Annotated in this window: 12 protein-coding genes; 8 read left to right on the forward strand and 4 right to left on the reverse strand. The window is 72.5% G+C overall.

The features are described from left to right. The first annotated feature begins 275 nt into the window (after positions 1-275). Complete coding sequence (locus JK359_RS07780) at positions 276-1202, forward strand: DUF3027 domain-containing protein (protein WP_201833239.1); 927 nt, start codon at positions 276-278, stop codon at positions 1200-1202. A 24-nt stretch (positions 1203-1226) separates the two neighbouring features. On the opposite strand, the gene JK359_RS07785 is transcribed toward JK359_RS07780, so the two are convergent. Continuing rightward, positions 1227-2855 (reverse strand): alkaline phosphatase D family protein, encoded by a 1629-nt coding sequence (locus JK359_RS07785; protein WP_201833242.1) that lies wholly within the window; start codon positions 2853-2855, stop codon positions 1227-1229. 221 nt (positions 2856-3076) lie between these two features. Between JK359_RS07785 and JK359_RS07790 the strand changes: the two genes are divergently transcribed. The 4 genes from JK359_RS07790 to JK359_RS07805 all read left to right on the forward strand — a co-directional run bounded on the left by JK359_RS07790 (position 3077) and on the right by JK359_RS07805 (position 9310). Next, positions 3077-4039, forward strand: coding sequence for a YihY/virulence factor BrkB family protein (locus JK359_RS07790; protein ID WP_201833244.1), 963 nt, complete (start codon positions 3077-3079; stop codon positions 4037-4039). A gap of 314 nt (positions 4040-4353) precedes the next feature. Then, on the forward strand, positions 4354-7482 hold the full coding sequence (locus JK359_RS07795) for a sacsin N-terminal ATP-binding-like domain-containing protein (protein WP_201833246.1): 3129 nt from the start codon (positions 4354-4356) through the stop codon (positions 7480-7482). A gap of 113 nt (positions 7483-7595) precedes the next feature. Beyond that, positions 7596-8378, forward strand: coding sequence for a DUF5707 domain-containing protein (locus tag JK359_RS07800; protein WP_201833248.1), 783 nt, complete (start codon positions 7596-7598; stop codon positions 8376-8378). A 44-nt stretch (positions 8379-8422) separates the two neighbouring features. Then, entirely contained in the window at positions 8423-9310 is an 888-nt protein-coding gene (locus tag JK359_RS07805; RefSeq protein ID WP_201833250.1) for a hypothetical protein, read from the forward strand. Positions 9311-9465: 155 nt separating this feature from the next. Here the strand turns inward: JK359_RS07805 and JK359_RS07810 are convergent, their stop codons facing one another. Then, on the reverse strand, positions 9466-11862 hold the full coding sequence (locus tag JK359_RS07810) for an HAD-IC family P-type ATPase (protein WP_201833252.1): 2397 nt from the start codon (positions 11860-11862) through the stop codon (positions 9466-9468). 120 nt (positions 11863-11982) lie between these two features. Further along, positions 11983-12249 carry a DUF2530 domain-containing protein gene (locus tag JK359_RS07815; protein ID WP_201833254.1) on the reverse strand — a complete coding sequence of 89 codons (267 nt, stop codon included), beginning with the start codon at positions 12247-12249 and terminating at the stop codon, positions 11983-11985. Between the two features lie 172 nt (positions 12250-12421). Between JK359_RS07815 and JK359_RS07820 the strand changes: the two genes are divergently transcribed. Next, on the forward strand, positions 12422-13873 hold the full coding sequence (locus tag JK359_RS07820) for an NCS2 family permease (RefSeq protein WP_201833256.1): 1452 nt from the start codon (positions 12422-12424) through the stop codon (positions 13871-13873). A gap of 4 nt (positions 13874-13877) precedes the next feature. Here the strand turns inward: JK359_RS07820 and JK359_RS07825 are convergent, their stop codons facing one another. Further along, positions 13878-14060: a ribbon-helix-helix protein, CopG family gene (locus tag JK359_RS07825; protein WP_201833266.1), complete on the reverse strand. Its 183-nt coding sequence runs from the start codon at positions 14058-14060 to the stop codon at positions 13878-13880. A 154-nt stretch (positions 14061-14214) separates the two neighbouring features. Between JK359_RS07825 and JK359_RS07830 the strand changes: the two genes are divergently transcribed. Both JK359_RS07830 and JK359_RS07835 read left to right on the forward strand, forming a co-directional pair. After that, entirely contained in the window at positions 14215-14652 is a 438-nt protein-coding gene (locus tag JK359_RS07830; RefSeq protein ID WP_201833268.1) for a MarR family winged helix-turn-helix transcriptional regulator, read from the forward strand. Positions 14653-14677: 25 nt separating this feature from the next. After that, positions 14678-16024 carry an MFS transporter gene (locus tag JK359_RS07835; RefSeq protein ID WP_372445363.1) on the forward strand — a complete coding sequence of 449 codons (1347 nt, stop codon included), beginning with the start codon at positions 14678-14680 and terminating at the stop codon, positions 16022-16024. The last annotated feature ends 5 nt before the right edge of the window (positions 16025-16029 follow it).

Genomic DNA, 16029 nt, shown 5'->3' on the forward strand with positions numbered 1-16029 from the left:
GGCCGGATAGTGCGGACACGGCGCGTATGGCGGCGTACGACTTCCTGCAACCGGTCCGTCGCTTCCCGGTCGGCGGGGGCAGGTGGGCGGGTGGGAAAATCGACGAATCCCGTCCGGTGTAGCGTGCCTGTCTCAGCCATAACGCAGAATGGATGGCAGAGGTGCGCCCGGGCGCGCGGATGCAGACGTCGATGCGGTCCCCAGGTCCGCTCCGTAGGCGAAACCGCCGGAGGCAGCCGCACTCGACGAGACGGCGTAGGAGAGAAGCGATACCTGTGAGCGCAGCGACAACGCGAAGCCGCACCCCCGACCGTCTGTGCGCCGAGGCCGTCGACCTCGCCCGCGGTGCCGCCGAGGAGGCCGCCGCGCCCGGCGTGGTCGGCGAGCACGCCGGCCTGGTGTCGGAGGGCGACCGTGTTGTCACGCACTTCTTCGCGTGCAAGGAACTCGGCTACCGGGGCTGGCGCTGGGCCGTGACGGTGGCCCGGGCCTCCCGCGCCAAGATCGTCACGCTCGACGAGGTGGTCCTGCTCCCCGGCCCCGACGCCCTGCTCGCCCCGGAGTGGGTGCCGTGGAGCGAGCGGCTGCGCCCCGGTGACCTCGGCCCCGGCGACCTGCTGCCCACCGACCAGGACGACCTGCGCCTGGAGCCCGGCTACACGGGCGAGGAGGAGCCGCCGCCGAACTCGGTGGTGTCCGAGCCGGTGCGGGAGCTTGCGGAGGCCGAGGACGCCGACGTCACCCCGGGTGCCCCCGCCGTCCAGCCGACGACGCCGTCGCGTGGCTCGATCGCCGCGGTCGCCGAGGAACTCGGCATGCGCCGGGCGCGCGTCCTGTCCCGTTACGGCCTGCACGTCGCCGCGGACCGCTGGGAAGAGGCCTTCGGCCCCAAGACCGCCATGGCCCAGGCTGCCCCGGCCACCTGCATGACCTGCGGATTCCTCAACCCCATCGGCGGCTCCCTCGGCCAGGCCTTCGGTGTCTGCGCCAACGAGTTCGCGCCCGCCGACGGCCGGGTGGTCTCCCTCGCCTACGGCTGCGGCGGCCACTCGGAGGCGGCGGTCATGCCTAAGCCTCCGCAGCCCGCCCCGCCGGTCATCGACGAGACCCGCGTCGACCCCTTCCCGCTCCGCCCGGCCCGCGACTCCGGCTCGGTCCCGGAGACGGGCGACGACGAGACGGCGGAACTGGGCCACTCGTAGCGGCTTCCCGCCCGGCCGCGGGTACTACCCGGCGGTCAGCTCGGTCGTGTGCAGGGTGTGCAGGGTCTCGTCCTCGCCGGTGCGTTCGAGGCGCAGGTGGGCCGAACGGCCGCGCAGGGTCAGGGTCATGAGCTGGTTGCCGAACCACGGCCCGCCCTGTTTGCGCCATTTCACCGGCGGACGCGGACAGCGTCCGTGCCGGGCGAAGAGCCGGCCGAGCAGGCGGGCCGGGGCGCTCCAGCCGAAGCGGAAGCCGATCCGCATCGTCAGGGGCACGGAGTTGTGCACGGGTGAGCAGGTGAGCTGGACGACGGGGACGCCAGGGCCGTCCGACCGCCAGGACGCCCGGGCGATGTAGCCGTGGTGGACGTCTCCGGACAGCACGCACACGCTCGCCGGGGCGTCCGCCCGGGACGCGGCCTCGGCGATGAGACCGGCCAGGTCGGCGAAGGAGCGGGGGAAGGCGGCCCAGTGCTCCAGGTCGGCCCCGCGGCGCAGCCACTCGCCGAAGCGGGCCCAGCGCTCCCCGCGTTCCCCGGCGCACAGGGCCGCGTCCCAGCCCTCCATGTCGTGCACCAGGTGCGGCAGCAGCCACGGCAGGGAGGTGCCGATCAGCAGGTGGTCGTACGCCCCTTCGTCGGCGAGCACCTGTTCCCGCAGCCAGTCGGCCTCGCCCGGGTCGAGCATGGCGCGGCGGTCCTCCTCCAGGACCCGCGCGGCCCGGGAGTCCACCATCACCACCCGGACCCGGCCGACGTCGCGACGGTAGCTGAAGCGGACCGAGGCCGGGTCGGAGTCGGCCCGTTCGGCGAGGGCGCGCAGCGCGTCCGTGCCGTCCGGCGTGGCGCGTACGGCGGCCCAGGCCGGGTCGTCGGCCAGTTCGGCGGGGGAGAGGTTGCCGAGGTGCTGGTGCACCCAGTAGGACATCAGACCCGCCATCAGCCGCTCCTGCCACCAGCCGGTGGTGCGCATGTCGGCGAGCCAGGCGGCCGAGGTGTTCCAGTCGTCCACGATGTCGTGGTCGTCGAAGATCATGAAGCTGGGCACGGTGGACAGCAGCCAGCGGACCTCGGGGTCGAGCCAGGACTCGTGGTAGAGCCGGCAGTACTCCTCGTAGTCCGTGACCTGGGCACCGGGCGGCTCGTCGAGGTCGCGGCGGCCGGCCAGCCAGCGCCGGGTGTCCTCGGAGGTCTCGTCCGCGTAGACCTGGTCGCCCAGCAGCAGCAGGACGTCGGGGCGCTCCGCGGCGGGGCCGGCCGAGATCCGGCGGGCGAGGGTGTCGAGGGCGTCGGGTCCGACCGGGTCCTTGCCGTCGGCCGGCGGTGCGGCCCAGCGGCAGGAACCGAAGGTGACGCGGACGGCCTCGCCCGCGCCGGGCGACCGGATGACGGAGGGCGGGAAGCGGGAGTCGGGCAGGGGCCAGACGGGCACGTCGTCCAGGAGGACCTCGTACGACGGTGCGGTGCCCGGTCGCAGGCCGGTCACCGTGACCAGCGCGTAGTGGTGCCCGGCCACCCGGAAGGTGGGGGCCGAGCCGCTCGCGCCGTCGGAGCAGCGCACCCGGGCCGTGCAGGGCCCGCTCGTCTCGACCCACACGGTCGCGCACGAGCCGTCGGTGTACCTCAGCAGTGGTCCCAGCCACAGTTCGGCCATGTGGGCGCCTTCCTGTCTCGCGTCGTACGAAAGGAACGGCCGTGGAGACCGTACCGGCCGGCCGGGCGGCACAGGCCCGCCCGGTCATGTACCGCGTCTGCCTCCGTCCGGCGCGGGCATGCGGAGGAGGACGGCGGCGGCGGTCCGGAGGCGGGACGCCGGCCGGCGGGCCGGGCCGGTCCGCCGATCGCGGGTGCGGCGGGTGAGGGGAGACGGGGACCATGGGGACGGTGGTGCACGTTCCGCAGACGCGGGACATGATCGGGGAGGAACTCTCCGGCGACGAGGCCTTCACCGCGCTGCGGCGTTACGGGGGTGCGCGGCTGCTGCTCGACGCCTTCTCCCGGTTCCGCTACGCCGACGGCTTCACCAACGCGCGGGCCCTGGGCTTCCAGATCGTGCTGGGCATGGTGCCGTTCACCATCGCGCTCGTCGGTCTCGCCACGGCCGCGCACACGGAGAGCGTGGGGCGCGTCATCGAGCTGACCCTGGGCCGGATCGTGCCGGGTGCCGGCTCGGACGTGGTCGAGGACGCCCTGCGCGGCACCCGCCGCACCGCGGGCTCCGGCGTGTGGAGCACGGTCGCGCTGTGCCTCGGGCTGGCCTTCTCCGTCCTCAACCTCGCGTCGGCCATGGGCCAGGTCGAGCGGGGCGCCAACCGCATCTACGGCATCGAACGCGACCGGCCCTTCCCGCGCAAGTACGGGCGGGCCGTGCTCCTCGCGTTCGCGGCCGGGGTGCCGATGGTCCTGGGCTTCCTGGTCCTGGTCGCGGGCGAGGCGGTCGGCGCGTCGACGGCCGAGGCGCTGGGCCGGCCCGCGCCGCCGGCGTGGTGGGGCGCCCTGGAGATCCCCGTGGGCACGGCCCTCGCCTGGGTCGCCTCCGCGGTCGTCTTCCGCTGGTCGCCGCGCCGGGACCAGCCCGGCTACACCTGGCTGGCGTTCGGCTCCGCCGTCCACCTGGTGCTGTGGGTCGGCGCGACCTGGCTGCTGACGCTGTACGTCTCCCGGAGCGGCTCCTTCGGCGCCGTCTACGGTCCCCTCACGGCCTTCGTGGCCCTGTTGCTGTGGGCCAACCTGACGGGTGTCGCGCTGTTCCTCGGCATCGCGTTCGCCGCACAGCTGGAGGCGGCACGTGCCGGCCTGGGCCGAGCGGTACGCCCGGACCCCGGCCCCGGCCCGTGACCCCGGCCCTGGCCCGTGTCCCTGACCCTGGACCGTGTCCCCGGCCTTGGGCCGTGACCCCGCCCCGGACCGTGACCCCGGCCCCGGAGGCCCGTGGCCCCGGTGCGGGGCCACGGAGGGGGTTCCTCTTTCGTGCGAACGGGCGGGCGCCCGGTCCCGCCCCCGCGGTCCGCCTCCCGGCTGCCGGGCCGCCCCGCCGCCTCGGTCTCTGTCCCGCCCGCCGCGCCGCCCTCCCGGCGCCGGGCCGACCCGCCCCTTCCGTCTCCCTCCCGCCCGCGCTGTACCTTCGTCTCACGCGGAGGAGTGGAGTGAACGTGAGCAAGTTCGTGCGGCCGGCGGCCGAGGGTGCCGACCCCTTCGGGACGGCCCGTCTGCGCCGCGGTGTCCTCGACGCCTGGGCGACCAGCCCGGCCCGGTTCCGGGAGGACGCCAACGCCGAGGAGGACCTCGTCCTCGGCGGGTACCGGGACCGGCTCGTCATCGAGCTGGCCCAGAACGCCGCCGACGCCGCCGCCCGGGCGAAGACGCCGGGACGGTTGCGCCTCACCCTCCGCGACGGCGTGCTCGTGGCCGCGAACACCGGCGCCCCGCTGGACGCGACCGGCGTCGAGTCGCTCTCCACGCTGCGCGCCTCCGCGAAGCGGGACACCGAGGCCACCCACGGTGCCGTCGGCCGGTTCGGCGTCGGGTTCGCCGCCGTGCTCGCGGTGACCGACGAGCCCGCGATCGTGGGCCGGCACGGCGGGGTCCGCTGGTCCCTCGCCGAGGCCCGGGAGCTGGCCGCCCAGACCTCCCGGCACAGCCCCGGGCTCGGGGACGAGGTGCGCCGCCGGGACGGGCACGTGCCCCTGCTCCGGCTGCCCTTCGCCGCCGAGGGCACCGCTCCGGAGCCGTACGACACCGCCGTCATCCTGCCCCTGCGGGACACCGCCGCCGCCGATCTCGCCGAGCGGCTGCTCGCCGGCGTGGACGACGCCCTGCTGCTCGCCCTGCCGGGGCTCGCGGAGGTCGTCGTCGAGATCGACGGACAGGCTCCCCGCACCCTCGGCCGGCGTACCGACGGCGCCTTCACGGTCGTGGAGGACTCCCGGGACGGCATCACGAACTGGCGCACCGCGTCCGCGCACGGGCCCATCACGCCCGACCTGCTCGCCGACCGGCCGGTCGAGGAGCGGCTGCGCCCCCACTGGTCGGTGACCTGGGCGGTGCCCGTCGACGCCTACGGCGCCCCGGTCCGCCCCCGCACCAGCCCGGTCGTCCATGCCCCGACCCCGAGCGACGAACCGCTCGGCGTGCCGGCGCTGCTCATCGCCTCCTTCCCGCTGGACACCACCCGCCGGCACGCGGCCCGGGGCCCCCTCACCGACTTCCTGGTGCAGCGCGCGGCCGACGCCTACGCCGAACTGCTCGCCGAGTGGCGGCCGGTCACGGACGGGATCATCGACCTCGTGCCCGGGCCGCTCGGCAAGGGCGAGCTGGACGGGGCGTTGCGGCAGGCCGTCCTCGAGCGGCTGCCGCGGACCGCCTTCCTGCCCCCGGCCGTCGAGGCGAAGGGCGACGACGAGCTGCCCGACGCCCTGCGCCCGCGGGACGCCGAAGTGGTGGAGGGGGCCGGGGCCGACACCGTACGGGTGCTCGCGGAGGTGCTGCCCACCCTGCTCCCGGCCGGTCTGGAGCGGCGCGTCGAGCTGCGCACCCTCGGGGTCGCCCGGCTGCCGCTCGCCGACGCCGTCGACCGCCTCGCCGGGCTGGAGAAGGACCCCGAGTGGTGGTGGCGGCTCTACGACAGCCTCGCCGGGGTCGACCCGGACCGGCTGTCCGGGCTGCCGGTGCCCCTGGCGGACGGCCGTACGACCATCGGGCCCCGCCAGGTGCTGCTGCCCGCCCCGGACGAGAGCCCCGTCGACCCGGAGATCCTCGGCAGGCTCGGGCTGAAGGTCGCCCACGGCGATGCCGCGCACCCTCTGCTGGAGAAGCTGGGCGCGCTGCCCGCGAGCCCGCGCGCGGTGCTGACCACCCCGCAGGTGCGGGCCGCCGTGGCCGCATCCCTGGACGACGAGGGCGGGACCGGCTGGGAGGACGACGCCCCGGACGCCGAGGAACTGGCCGACACCGTCCTCGCCCTGGTGCGCGACGCCGGCCTGGAGCCGGGTGACGAGCCCTGGCTGGGCGCCCTGGCGCTGCCCGACGAGGACGGGGAACTCGCCCCGGCCGGTGAACTGGTGCTCCCGGGCAGCCCCTTCGCCCAGGTGATCCGCGAGGACGAACTCGCCGCCGTGGACGCGGAGCTGGCGCGGAAGTGGGGCGAGCAGCCGCTGGCGGCCTGCGGGGTCCTGGCGGACTTCGCGCTGGTCCGCGCCACCGACGTCGTGCTCGACCCGGACGAACTGGAGCCCCGGCAGGGCGACTTCGCCGAGCCGGACGACGCGGGTCTGCTGGACGCGGTGGACGTGTGGTGCGAGGACATCCTCGACCGCTTCCCGGACAGCCCGGTGCCGCCGGTGGCCACGGAACTCGTCGCCGTGCGCGACCTGGACCTGGTCGACGACGAGCACTGGCCGCAGGCCCTCGCCCTGCTCGCCCGGCCGCCGCTGCGGGACGCCCTCACCCAGCCGGTGCGGATCCTGCTGCCCGACGGCACCCACGAGGTCGTCCGGCCGTACACCGCCTGGTGGCTGCGCGGCCACCCGGTGCTCGACGGCCGCCGCCCCGCGGGCCTGCTCGCGGCCGGCGGTGACCCGCTGCTGCGCGGCCTGTACGACGAGGCCGACGCCACCGGCTTCGAGGACGAACAGGTGCTGCGGGCGCTCGGCGTGCGCACCTCCGTCGGCTCGCTGCTGGACGAGCCCGGTGGCGCGGCGGAGCTGCTGGACCGGCTCGCCGACCCCGGCCGGCCGGTCACCCCGGCCCAGCTGCACGGCCTGTACAGCGCCCTGGCCGAGCTGGACCCCGAGCAGGTGACCCTGCCGGACGAGCTGCGGGCGGTGGTGGACGGCCGGGTCGAGGTCGTGGACGCGGCCGACGCGGTGGTCGTGGACTCGCCCGACCTGCTCCCCTTCACCTCCGGTGTCCCGCTCCTGCCGGTCCGCCCGGCCCGGGCCGCCGAGCTGGCCGAGCTGTTCCAGGTGCGGCGGCTGAGCGAGTCGGTCACCGGTGAGGTGCACTCCGAGGGGACCGAGCACGACGTCCCGGACCCGGTGCGGGTGCTGCTCGGCCCGCGCACCCCGCGGACGTACGTCGAGCACGGGGAACTGGTCGTGGACGGCGTCGAGATCGACTGGCGCCTCACCGACGACGGTGTGCTGCACGCGGCCACCCTGGAAGGGGTCGCGGCGGGTCTCGCCTGGGCCTCCGGCCAGTGGCCGCGGCGGTTCGAGGTGGCCGCGCTGCTGGAGGACTCCTCCCGGACGGAGGAGCTGGCCAGGGACCGCTGGTTCGACTGATGTGACCTCGAGCACAACCCACGGGATTGTTCAAAATCGAATACAACCCATGCCGGGTCTCACGAATCTGATCATGCGGCAACAGTCTTCATGATCACGGAGAGACACAACCCATGCGTATGCGAGCCGCAGGCACTGCCGTCATCGGCGCTCTGGCGCTGTCCGTCCTGGCCGTCCCGGCCGCTCAGGCGGCGGACGGCAGCCGCGGTGACACGAAGATCTCCGGCGTCGTGGTCAACGGTGGCAAGCCGGTCGTCGTCAGCGCGACCGGCACCAAGACCATCACCGTGTCCTTCACCGTCACGGACGACTCGGGCGTCAAGTGGGCCCAGGGGATCCTCTACCACGGCTCGGACATGGACCACGCCGACAGTGCCGCCCTCGCCAACACCGGGGACAAGCGTTCGGTCTGCACCGAGGTCAACGCCACCACCTCGACCTGCAAGGCGACCTACACCCTGACGGCGGGCGCGAACCTCATCAACTCCGTGGCCGGCGGCTGGAAGGTCTGGGCGATCGCCCAGGGCAACGACACCGACTACGTCAAGAAGGAGAACGCCAAGACCTTCCAGGCGCAGCGGCTGTCCAAGCTGACGGTCAACGCCTCGCCGGAGCCGGTGAAGAAGGGCGCGACCCTCACCGTCACGGGTGCGCTGACCCGGGCCAACTGGGACGCGGGCAAGTACTCCGGCTACTCCGCGCAGTCCGTGAAGCTCCAGTTCCGCAAGAAGGGCTCCACCAGCTACACCACGCTGAAGACCGTCAGGTCGGACTCCAGGGGCAACCTGAAGACCACGGTCAAGGCCTCGGCCGACGGTTACTACCGCTACTCCTTCGCGGGCACGTCCACCACCCCGGCGGTCAGCGCCGGCGGTGACTTCGTCGACGTGAAGTAGGCGCGGCCGGACTCCCACACCCCTTCCACCGCAGGGAACAACACATGCGTCTTCGTGCCACCGTGGCCGCCGTCTCCGGCGCCCTGGCCCTCTCCGCCCTCGCCCTGCCGGCCGCCCACGCGGCCGACGGCGGCTCCTCGTACCGCGCCCACGTCGCCGAGGTCGTCGCGCAGCACACGTCGGGCAAGGCGGGCTTCACGGCCACCGCCGCGCCGATCGGCGACCTGGACGTGTCGTTCTCCGACTTCAAGATCACCAAGGCGATCAAGGTCGGTACGACCAGCAAGGTCACCACGTGGGTCACCTACAAGCTGACCCACGCCGCCGACATCGACGTCACCGGCGACAGCGTCCTCACCGGCCCGCTCATCTACCGCGGTTCGGCCGAGCAGCCGGAGAACGTCCAGGGCGGCCAGAACCCGGCCACCTGTGTCGACGTCACGGCGACCACGGCCACCTGCAAGGGGCCGATCGACATCAACCCGCGCGAGACCGACGCCGAGGTGAAGCTGCGCAACACGCAGGCCGGCACCTGGCACGGCGGGGGCCTCGCCATGGACTTCGAGAACGACAAGTCCGCCGTCCAGTTCGGTCTGGGCAGCACCCTGGTCCAGCGCAACTCCACGCTGACGGTCAACGCATCCCCCGAGCCGGTGACGAAGGGCAAGACCCTCACCGTGACGGGCAAGCTCTCCCGCGCCAACTGGGAGGACCACAAGTACCACGGCTACACCGGCCAGTCCGTGAAGCTCCAGTTCCGCAAGAAGGGCTCCAGCACCTACACCACGCTGAAGACCCTCAGGACGGATTCCACGGGCAACCTGAAGACGACGGCCAAGGCGACGGCCGACGGCTACTACCGCTTCTCCTTCGCGGGCACGACGACCACCCCGGCGGTCAGCGCCGCAGGTGACTTCGTCGACGTGAAGTAGCGCGCGGCAGGCTGCGAGCAGCAGGCGTCCGGCCCCGGGAGTGCGTGCCACTCCCGGGGCTGGAACGTTTCTTCTCGGTTGTGCACGACCGGCCCGGTGCTCACCGTCAAGATCGTCACGTGCGGTGACGGCGGCGCACGGGCACCCGGCCGGACTCAGTCCGGGAAGCGGCGGCCGACCCACCTCCAGAGCTGTTCCAGGGCGGCCGCCGCCACCAGCGCCACCCCGACCGCCGTCCACGGCATCTGCATGCCGACCAGCTTCAGCGCGAAGAAGGCCTGCAGCACGGGAACGGCGAGCACCAGCAGGAAGGCCGCCCCCATCGCGGCCACCAGGGCCACCCGCCACCAGGTGTAGGGGCGGGCGATGATCGCCAGCACCCACATGGAGACCAGGAACAGGGTGAGGGTGGCGGCGCTGGTCTCCGCGTCCAGGGAGCCGGGGCCCGAGTAGTGGTGCCGGGCCAGCAGATACGTCACGAAGGTCGCCGTCCCGGCCACCAGGCCGCCGGGGACCGCGTACCGCATCACCCGGCGTACGAAGTGGGGCCTCGCCCGCTCCTTGTTGGGCGCGAGGGCCAGGAAGAACGCCGGGACGCCGATGGTGAGGGTGGACAGCAGCGTCAGGTGCCGGGGCAGGAAGGGGTACTCCACCTGCCAGCACACCACCAGCAGCGCCAGCAGCACCGAATACACCGTCTTCACCAGGAACAGCGTCGCCACCCGCGTGATGTTGCCGATCACCCGGCGGCCCTCGCCGACCACCGACGGCAGGCTCGCGAAGCTGTTGTCCAGCAGGACGATCTGCGCCACCGCGCGGGTCGCGTCCGAGCCCGAGCCCATGGCCACGCCGATGTCGGCGTCCTTCAGGGCGAGCACGTCGTTCACGCCGTCCCCGGTCATCGCGACCGTGTGCCCGTGCGACTGCAGCGCGCCGACCATGTCCCGCTTCTGCTGCGGGCTGACCCGTCCGAACACGGTGGCCGAGTCCAGCGCCCGAGCCATCCCCGGCCGGTCGCCGGGCATGCGCCGCGCGTCCACCGCCGTGCTCTCCAGGCCCAGCTTGGCGGCGACCGCGCCGACCGACACCGCGTTGTCACCGGAGATCACCTTGGCGCGGACGTCCTGCTCGGCGAAGTAGCGCAAGGTCTCGGCCGCGTCCGCCCGCAGCCGCTGTTCCAGCACGACGAGGGCGGTGGGCCGGGCGCCCCGGGCCGGCTCGGAGTCGTCCAGGTCCCGGCCCGCCCGGGCCAGCAGCAGCACCCGCAACCCCTGCTCGTTGAGGCGCTCGGTCTCGGTGAGGGCCGGGTCGCCGTCGGCGAGCAGGACGTCCGGGGCGCCCAGCAGCCAGGTGCTGGTCTCGCCGTCCCCCTCGCTGAACGCGGCTCCGCTGTACTTGCGGGCCGAGGAGAAGGGCAGCGACTCGACGCACCGCCACTCCTCGCTGTCGGGGTAGGCGTCGATGATCGCCTGGAGGGAGGCGTTGGGGCGCGGGTCGGACTCGCCGAGCGCGCCGAGCACCTTGCGGACGTAGCTCTCGTCGGCGCCGTCCAGCGGGCGCAGCTCGGTGACGTCCATGCCGCCCTCGGTGAGCGTGCCGGTCTTGTCCAGGCAGACCGTGTCGACCCGGGCCAGCCCCTCGATGGCCGGCAGCTCCTGCACCAGGCACTGCTTGCGGCCGAGCCGGATGACGCCGATGGCGAAGGCGACGGAGGTGAGCAGCACCAGTCCCTCGGGGACCATCGGCACGATCCCGCCGACCGTGCGGGCGACGGCGTCCTTGAAACCGTTGTTCTTGACGACGAGCTGGGTGACGACGAGTCCGACGGCCGCCGGGACCATCATCCAGGTGACGTACTTGAGGATCGTGGAGATGCCGGTGCGCAGTTCGGAGTGGACGAGCGTGAAGCGGGACGCCTCCTCGGCGAGCTGGGCGGCGTAGGCCTCGCGGCCGACCCTGGTCGCGGCGAAGGCGCCGCCGCCGGCGACCACGAAGCTGCCGGACAGGACCGGGTCGCCAGGGTGCTTGACGACGGGTTCGGCCTCGCCGGTGAGCAGCGACTCGTCGATCTCCAGGCCGTCGGCCTCCGCGCACACCCCGTCCACCACGATCTTGTCGCCGGCGCCGATCTCGACGAGGTCGTCCAGGACGATCTCGCTGGTGGCCACCTCGGTCGCCACACCGTCCCGCCGTACCGTCGGCCGGGCCTCCCCGATCACCGCGAGCGAGTCCAGGGTCTGCTTCGCGCGCCACTCCTGGACGATGCCGATACCGGTGTTGGCGAGGATCACGAAGCCGAAGAGGGCGTCCTGGATCGGCGCGACGACCAGGGTGATCAGCCAGAGCACGCCGATGATCGCGTTGAACCGGGTGAAGACGTTGGCGCGGACGATCTCACCGAGCGAGCGGCTGCTGCGGACCGGCACGTCGTTGACGAGGCCACGCTCGAGCCGGTCCGCCACTTCGGCGCCGGTCAGCCCGGCTGCGGGGCTCTTCGGCAGGGCCACGGGGTGCACGGGGTCCAGCTCGGCGCCCGCGTCTATATGGCTCATGCATTCGACGGTACGTGTGGATGTGCCCGCCTGCGCGCTTTCCGGCCGACCGAGCGGGGCGGGCGGGCCGGAAGGGGGAGCCGGCGGTGGTGCTCCTGGGGGCCCGTGCGGCCGACGGGGTTATTCGGCCGACGCCGAGGGCAGTGCCGCCGCCCGCTTGATGGCCGCGTCCCGCTTGCGCACGTACCAGATGCCGATCAGGCCGAGGCCGCCGCCCGCCAGGCAGGTCCACAGCCACCACAGGTGCCCGTGGTCGTCGAACCAGCCGTAGAAGGGGAGCTGGACGAGGAACAGCACGGACCACACGATCGTGCCGCCGGTGATGGTGGCGACCACGGGGCCCTCCAGGGGCTCGGGCGCCTCGTGCTTGGGGGTCCACTTGGCCATGGGGACAGCTTATGGGCCGCGGCGCGGGCCCCGGCGAGCCGATCACGTCTACGCGCGGAGATAGCGATCTCCCCCTCATACCTTCATACTGAAACCGTTTGTCTCTGACCGCTTCTGCTCGTATGAAACTCCAATGGGGCTCGGGGGAACCCCGTAGGTGATGAGGTCTCGCATGTCCACCTCGGCTCCCGCCAAGGTCCCCACCCCCGAGAAGCCGGGTGGTGCACCCGGTTTCGGCGCCCTCGACCGCTTCTTCAGGATCTCCGAGCGCGGCAGCTCCCTCGCTCGCGAGATCCGCGGCGGTTTCGCCACCTTCTTTGCGATGGCGTACATCATCGTGCTGAATCCGATCATCCTCGGCAGTGCGAAGGACATGTACGGGCACCACTTGGACAACGGCCAGCTGGTGACGGCGACCGCGCTGACGGCAGCGTTCAGCACGCTGCTGATGGGCGTCATCGGCAATGTGCCGATCGCCCTCGCCGCCGGCCTCGGTGTGAACTCGGTCGTCGCGCTCCAGCTCGCCCCGCGCATGTCGTGGCCGGACGCCATGGGCATGGTCGTCCTGGCCGGCTTCGTGGTGATGCTGCTGGTCGCCACCGGTCTGCGCGAGCGCGTGATGAACGCCGTGCCGTTCGGCCTGCGCAAGGCGATCTCCATCGGCATCGGTCTGTTCATCATGCTGATCGGCCTGGTGGACTCCGGTTTCGTCACCCGCATCCCGGACGTCGCCCAGACCACCGTCCCGCTCCAGCTCGGCGTCGGCGGTCACCTCAACGGCTGGCCGGTCCTGGTCTTCGTCCTGGGCGCGCTGCTCACCTTCGCCCTCATCGTCCGCAAGGTGCCGGGCGCGATCCTGATCTCGATCGTCGGCATGACCGTCCTCGCGGTGATCATCAACGCCGTCGCCACGATCCCGTCCTGGGGCCTGACCGTCCCGAAGTGGCCGGGCAACCCGGTCGCCACGCCCGACTTCGGCCTGGTCGGCCAGGTCAGCCTGTTCGGCGGCTTCTCCAAGGTCGGCGTGCTGACCGGCGTCCTCTTCGTCTTCACCGTGCTGCTCTCGTGCTTCTTCGACGCGATGGGCACGATCATGGGCATCAGCGACGAGGCCAAGCTGACCGACGCCCAGGGCTACATGCCCGGCATCAACAAGGTCCTGTTCGTCGACGGCCTCGCGGTCGCGGCGGGCGGTGCCAGCTCCTCCTCGGCCACCACGGCGTTCGTGGAGTCAACGGCCGGTGTCGGTGAGGGTGCCCGTACGGGTCTCGCGAACGTCGTCACGGGCGGCCTCTTCGCCGTGGCGCTGTTCCTCACCCCGATCGCCACGATGGTCCCGTCCCAGGCGGCCACCCCCGCACTGATCGCGGTCGGCTTCCTGATCCTGTCGAACTCCGTCAAGGAGATCGACTGGGCGGACTACACCATCGCGATCCCGGCGTTCGTGACCATGCTGATGATGCCGTTCACCTACTCGATCACGAACGGTATCGGCATGGGCTTCATCACCTTCACGGTGCTGCGCCTGGCCGCGGGCCGGGGCCGGGAGATCCCGGTGCCGATGTACATCGTCTCGGCCGTCTTCGCCTTCTACTACCTGATGCCGGCCCTGGGGCTCACGTGAGCCCTCAGGTGACCCCGTAGAACTTCTCCGTCTCCTCGACGGCGGCCTGGAACCGTTCGTCGAAGTCATCGCGAATGAGCGTCCGGACGACATAGTCCTGGACGCTCATTCCTCTTTTCGCCGCACGGTGCCGGAGCCTTTCGAGCAGCTCCCCGTCTATCCGCAGGCTGAACACAGTGGTCCCCATGGGTACGAGGGTCGCCACATCCGGCCACCCGGCGCGTCACTTTCAGGATCTCGCTCACCCATATGGGTGATCGGACGGTTCAGTGGCGGGCGTCACGGGCATCGCGGGCACGTCCGGTGGTCTTTAGTCAGGGTAATGAGTTACCCTAAAGAACATGCCGGACCTTTCCCATGGCGACGACGCTGCCGCCGTGAACGCTCTCCGCTCCGCCGTGATGCGGCTGTCCCGTCGGCTCAAGCACCAGCGGGTCGACGAGTCGCTGAGCCCCACCGAGATGTCGGTGCTCGGCACCCTCGCCCGCTGCGGCAGTGCCACCCCCGGTGAGCTGGCCCGCAAGGAGCACGTCCAGCCGCCCTCGATGACCCGCATCGTGGCGCTGCTGGAGGCCAAGGGCCTGGTCCGGCTGGAGCCGCACCCCGAGGACCGGCGCCAGAAGGTCGTCACCCAGACCGAGCAGGCCGAGGCGATGCTCGAAGAGAGCCGCCGCAAGCGCAACGCGTTCCTGGCCGGCCTGGTCGAGGGCCTCGACGAGGACGAGTGGGCCGCCCTGCGTGCCGCCGCCCCCGTGCTGGAGAAGCTCGCACACCTGTAAGCACCGATCGAGGAGGCGAACCCGTTTGAGTACGGGATCCGGAACACCTTCCGCCCCCGCACCGACCACCACTACCACCCCCGTTTCCCGTAGGTCCTCGATGTTCAGCTCGCTGAGGATCAGGAACTACCGCCTCTTCTTCCTCGGCCAGGTCGTCTCCAACACCGGCACCTGGATGCAGCGCATCGCCCAGGACTGGCTGGTGCTCAGCCTCACCGGCTCCTCCGCGGCCGTCGGCATCACGACGGCCCTGCAGTTCCTGCCGATGCTGCTCTTCGGCCTGTACGGCGGCGTCCTCGTGGACCGCCTGCCCAAGCGGCCCGCCCTACTGGTCACCCAGACCGCGATGGCCCTCACCGGTCTCGCGCTCGCCGCGCTGACCCTCTCCGGCCACGTTCACGTCTGGCACGTGTACGTCGCCGCCTTCGCGGTCGGACTCGCCACGGTGGTCGACAACCCCGCCCGGCAGTCCTTCGTCGCCGAGATGGTCGGCCCCGGGCAGTTGCAGAACGCGGTCAGCCTGAACTCCGCGAACTTCCAGTCCGCCCGGCTGGTCGGCCCCGCCGTCGCCGGCCTGATGATCACCGGCGTGGGCACCGGCTGGGCGTTCCTCGCCAACGGCCTGTCCTTCGCCGCGCCGATCGCCGGCCTGCTGCTGATGCGCGCCCGCGAGCTGCACGTGGTCGAGCGGGCACCCCGGGGCAAGGGCCAGCTGCGCGAGGGCCTGACCTATGTGGCGAAGCGGCCCGAGCTGATCTGGCCGATCGTCCTGGTCGGCTTCATCGGCACGTTCGGCTTCAACTTCCCGGTGTGGCTGTCGGCCTACGCGGACGACGTCTTCCACGCCGGCGCCGGCGCCTACAGCCTCTTCAACACCCTGATGGCCGTCGGCTCCCTCGGCGGCGCGCTCCTGGCCGCCCGCCGCGGGACGGCCCGGCTGCGCGTCCTGATCGCCGCCGCGCTGGCCTTCGGCGCGCTGGAGACCGTGGCCGCACTGGCCCCCTCGTACTGGTTGTTCGCCCTGCTCATGGTGCCGATCGGCGTCTTCGGCCTGACGGTGAACGTCACCGCGAACACGGCCGTGCAGATGGCCACCGACCCGGCCATGCGCGGCCGGGTGATGGCCCTGTTCATGATGGTGTTCATGGGCGGTACGCCGCTGGGCGCACCGGTCGTCGGCTGGATCACCGACACCTACGGCGCCCGGGTCGGCTTCGCGGCCGGCGGTGTGGTCTCGGCCCTCGCGGCCGGCGGCATCGGCCTGGTCCTGGCCCGCATCGGCGGCCTGCGGCTGTCGGTGGGCTGGCACCACGGCCACCCGCGGCTCCGTTTCGTCCCGCGCGAGCAGGAACGGCTGGCGACCGCGGCGTGAGCCGG

The organism is Streptomyces actinomycinicus (assembly GCF_016741775.1).
GTDB classification, from domain to species: Bacteria; Actinomycetota; Actinomycetes; order Streptomycetales; family Streptomycetaceae; genus Streptomyces; species Streptomyces actinomycinicus.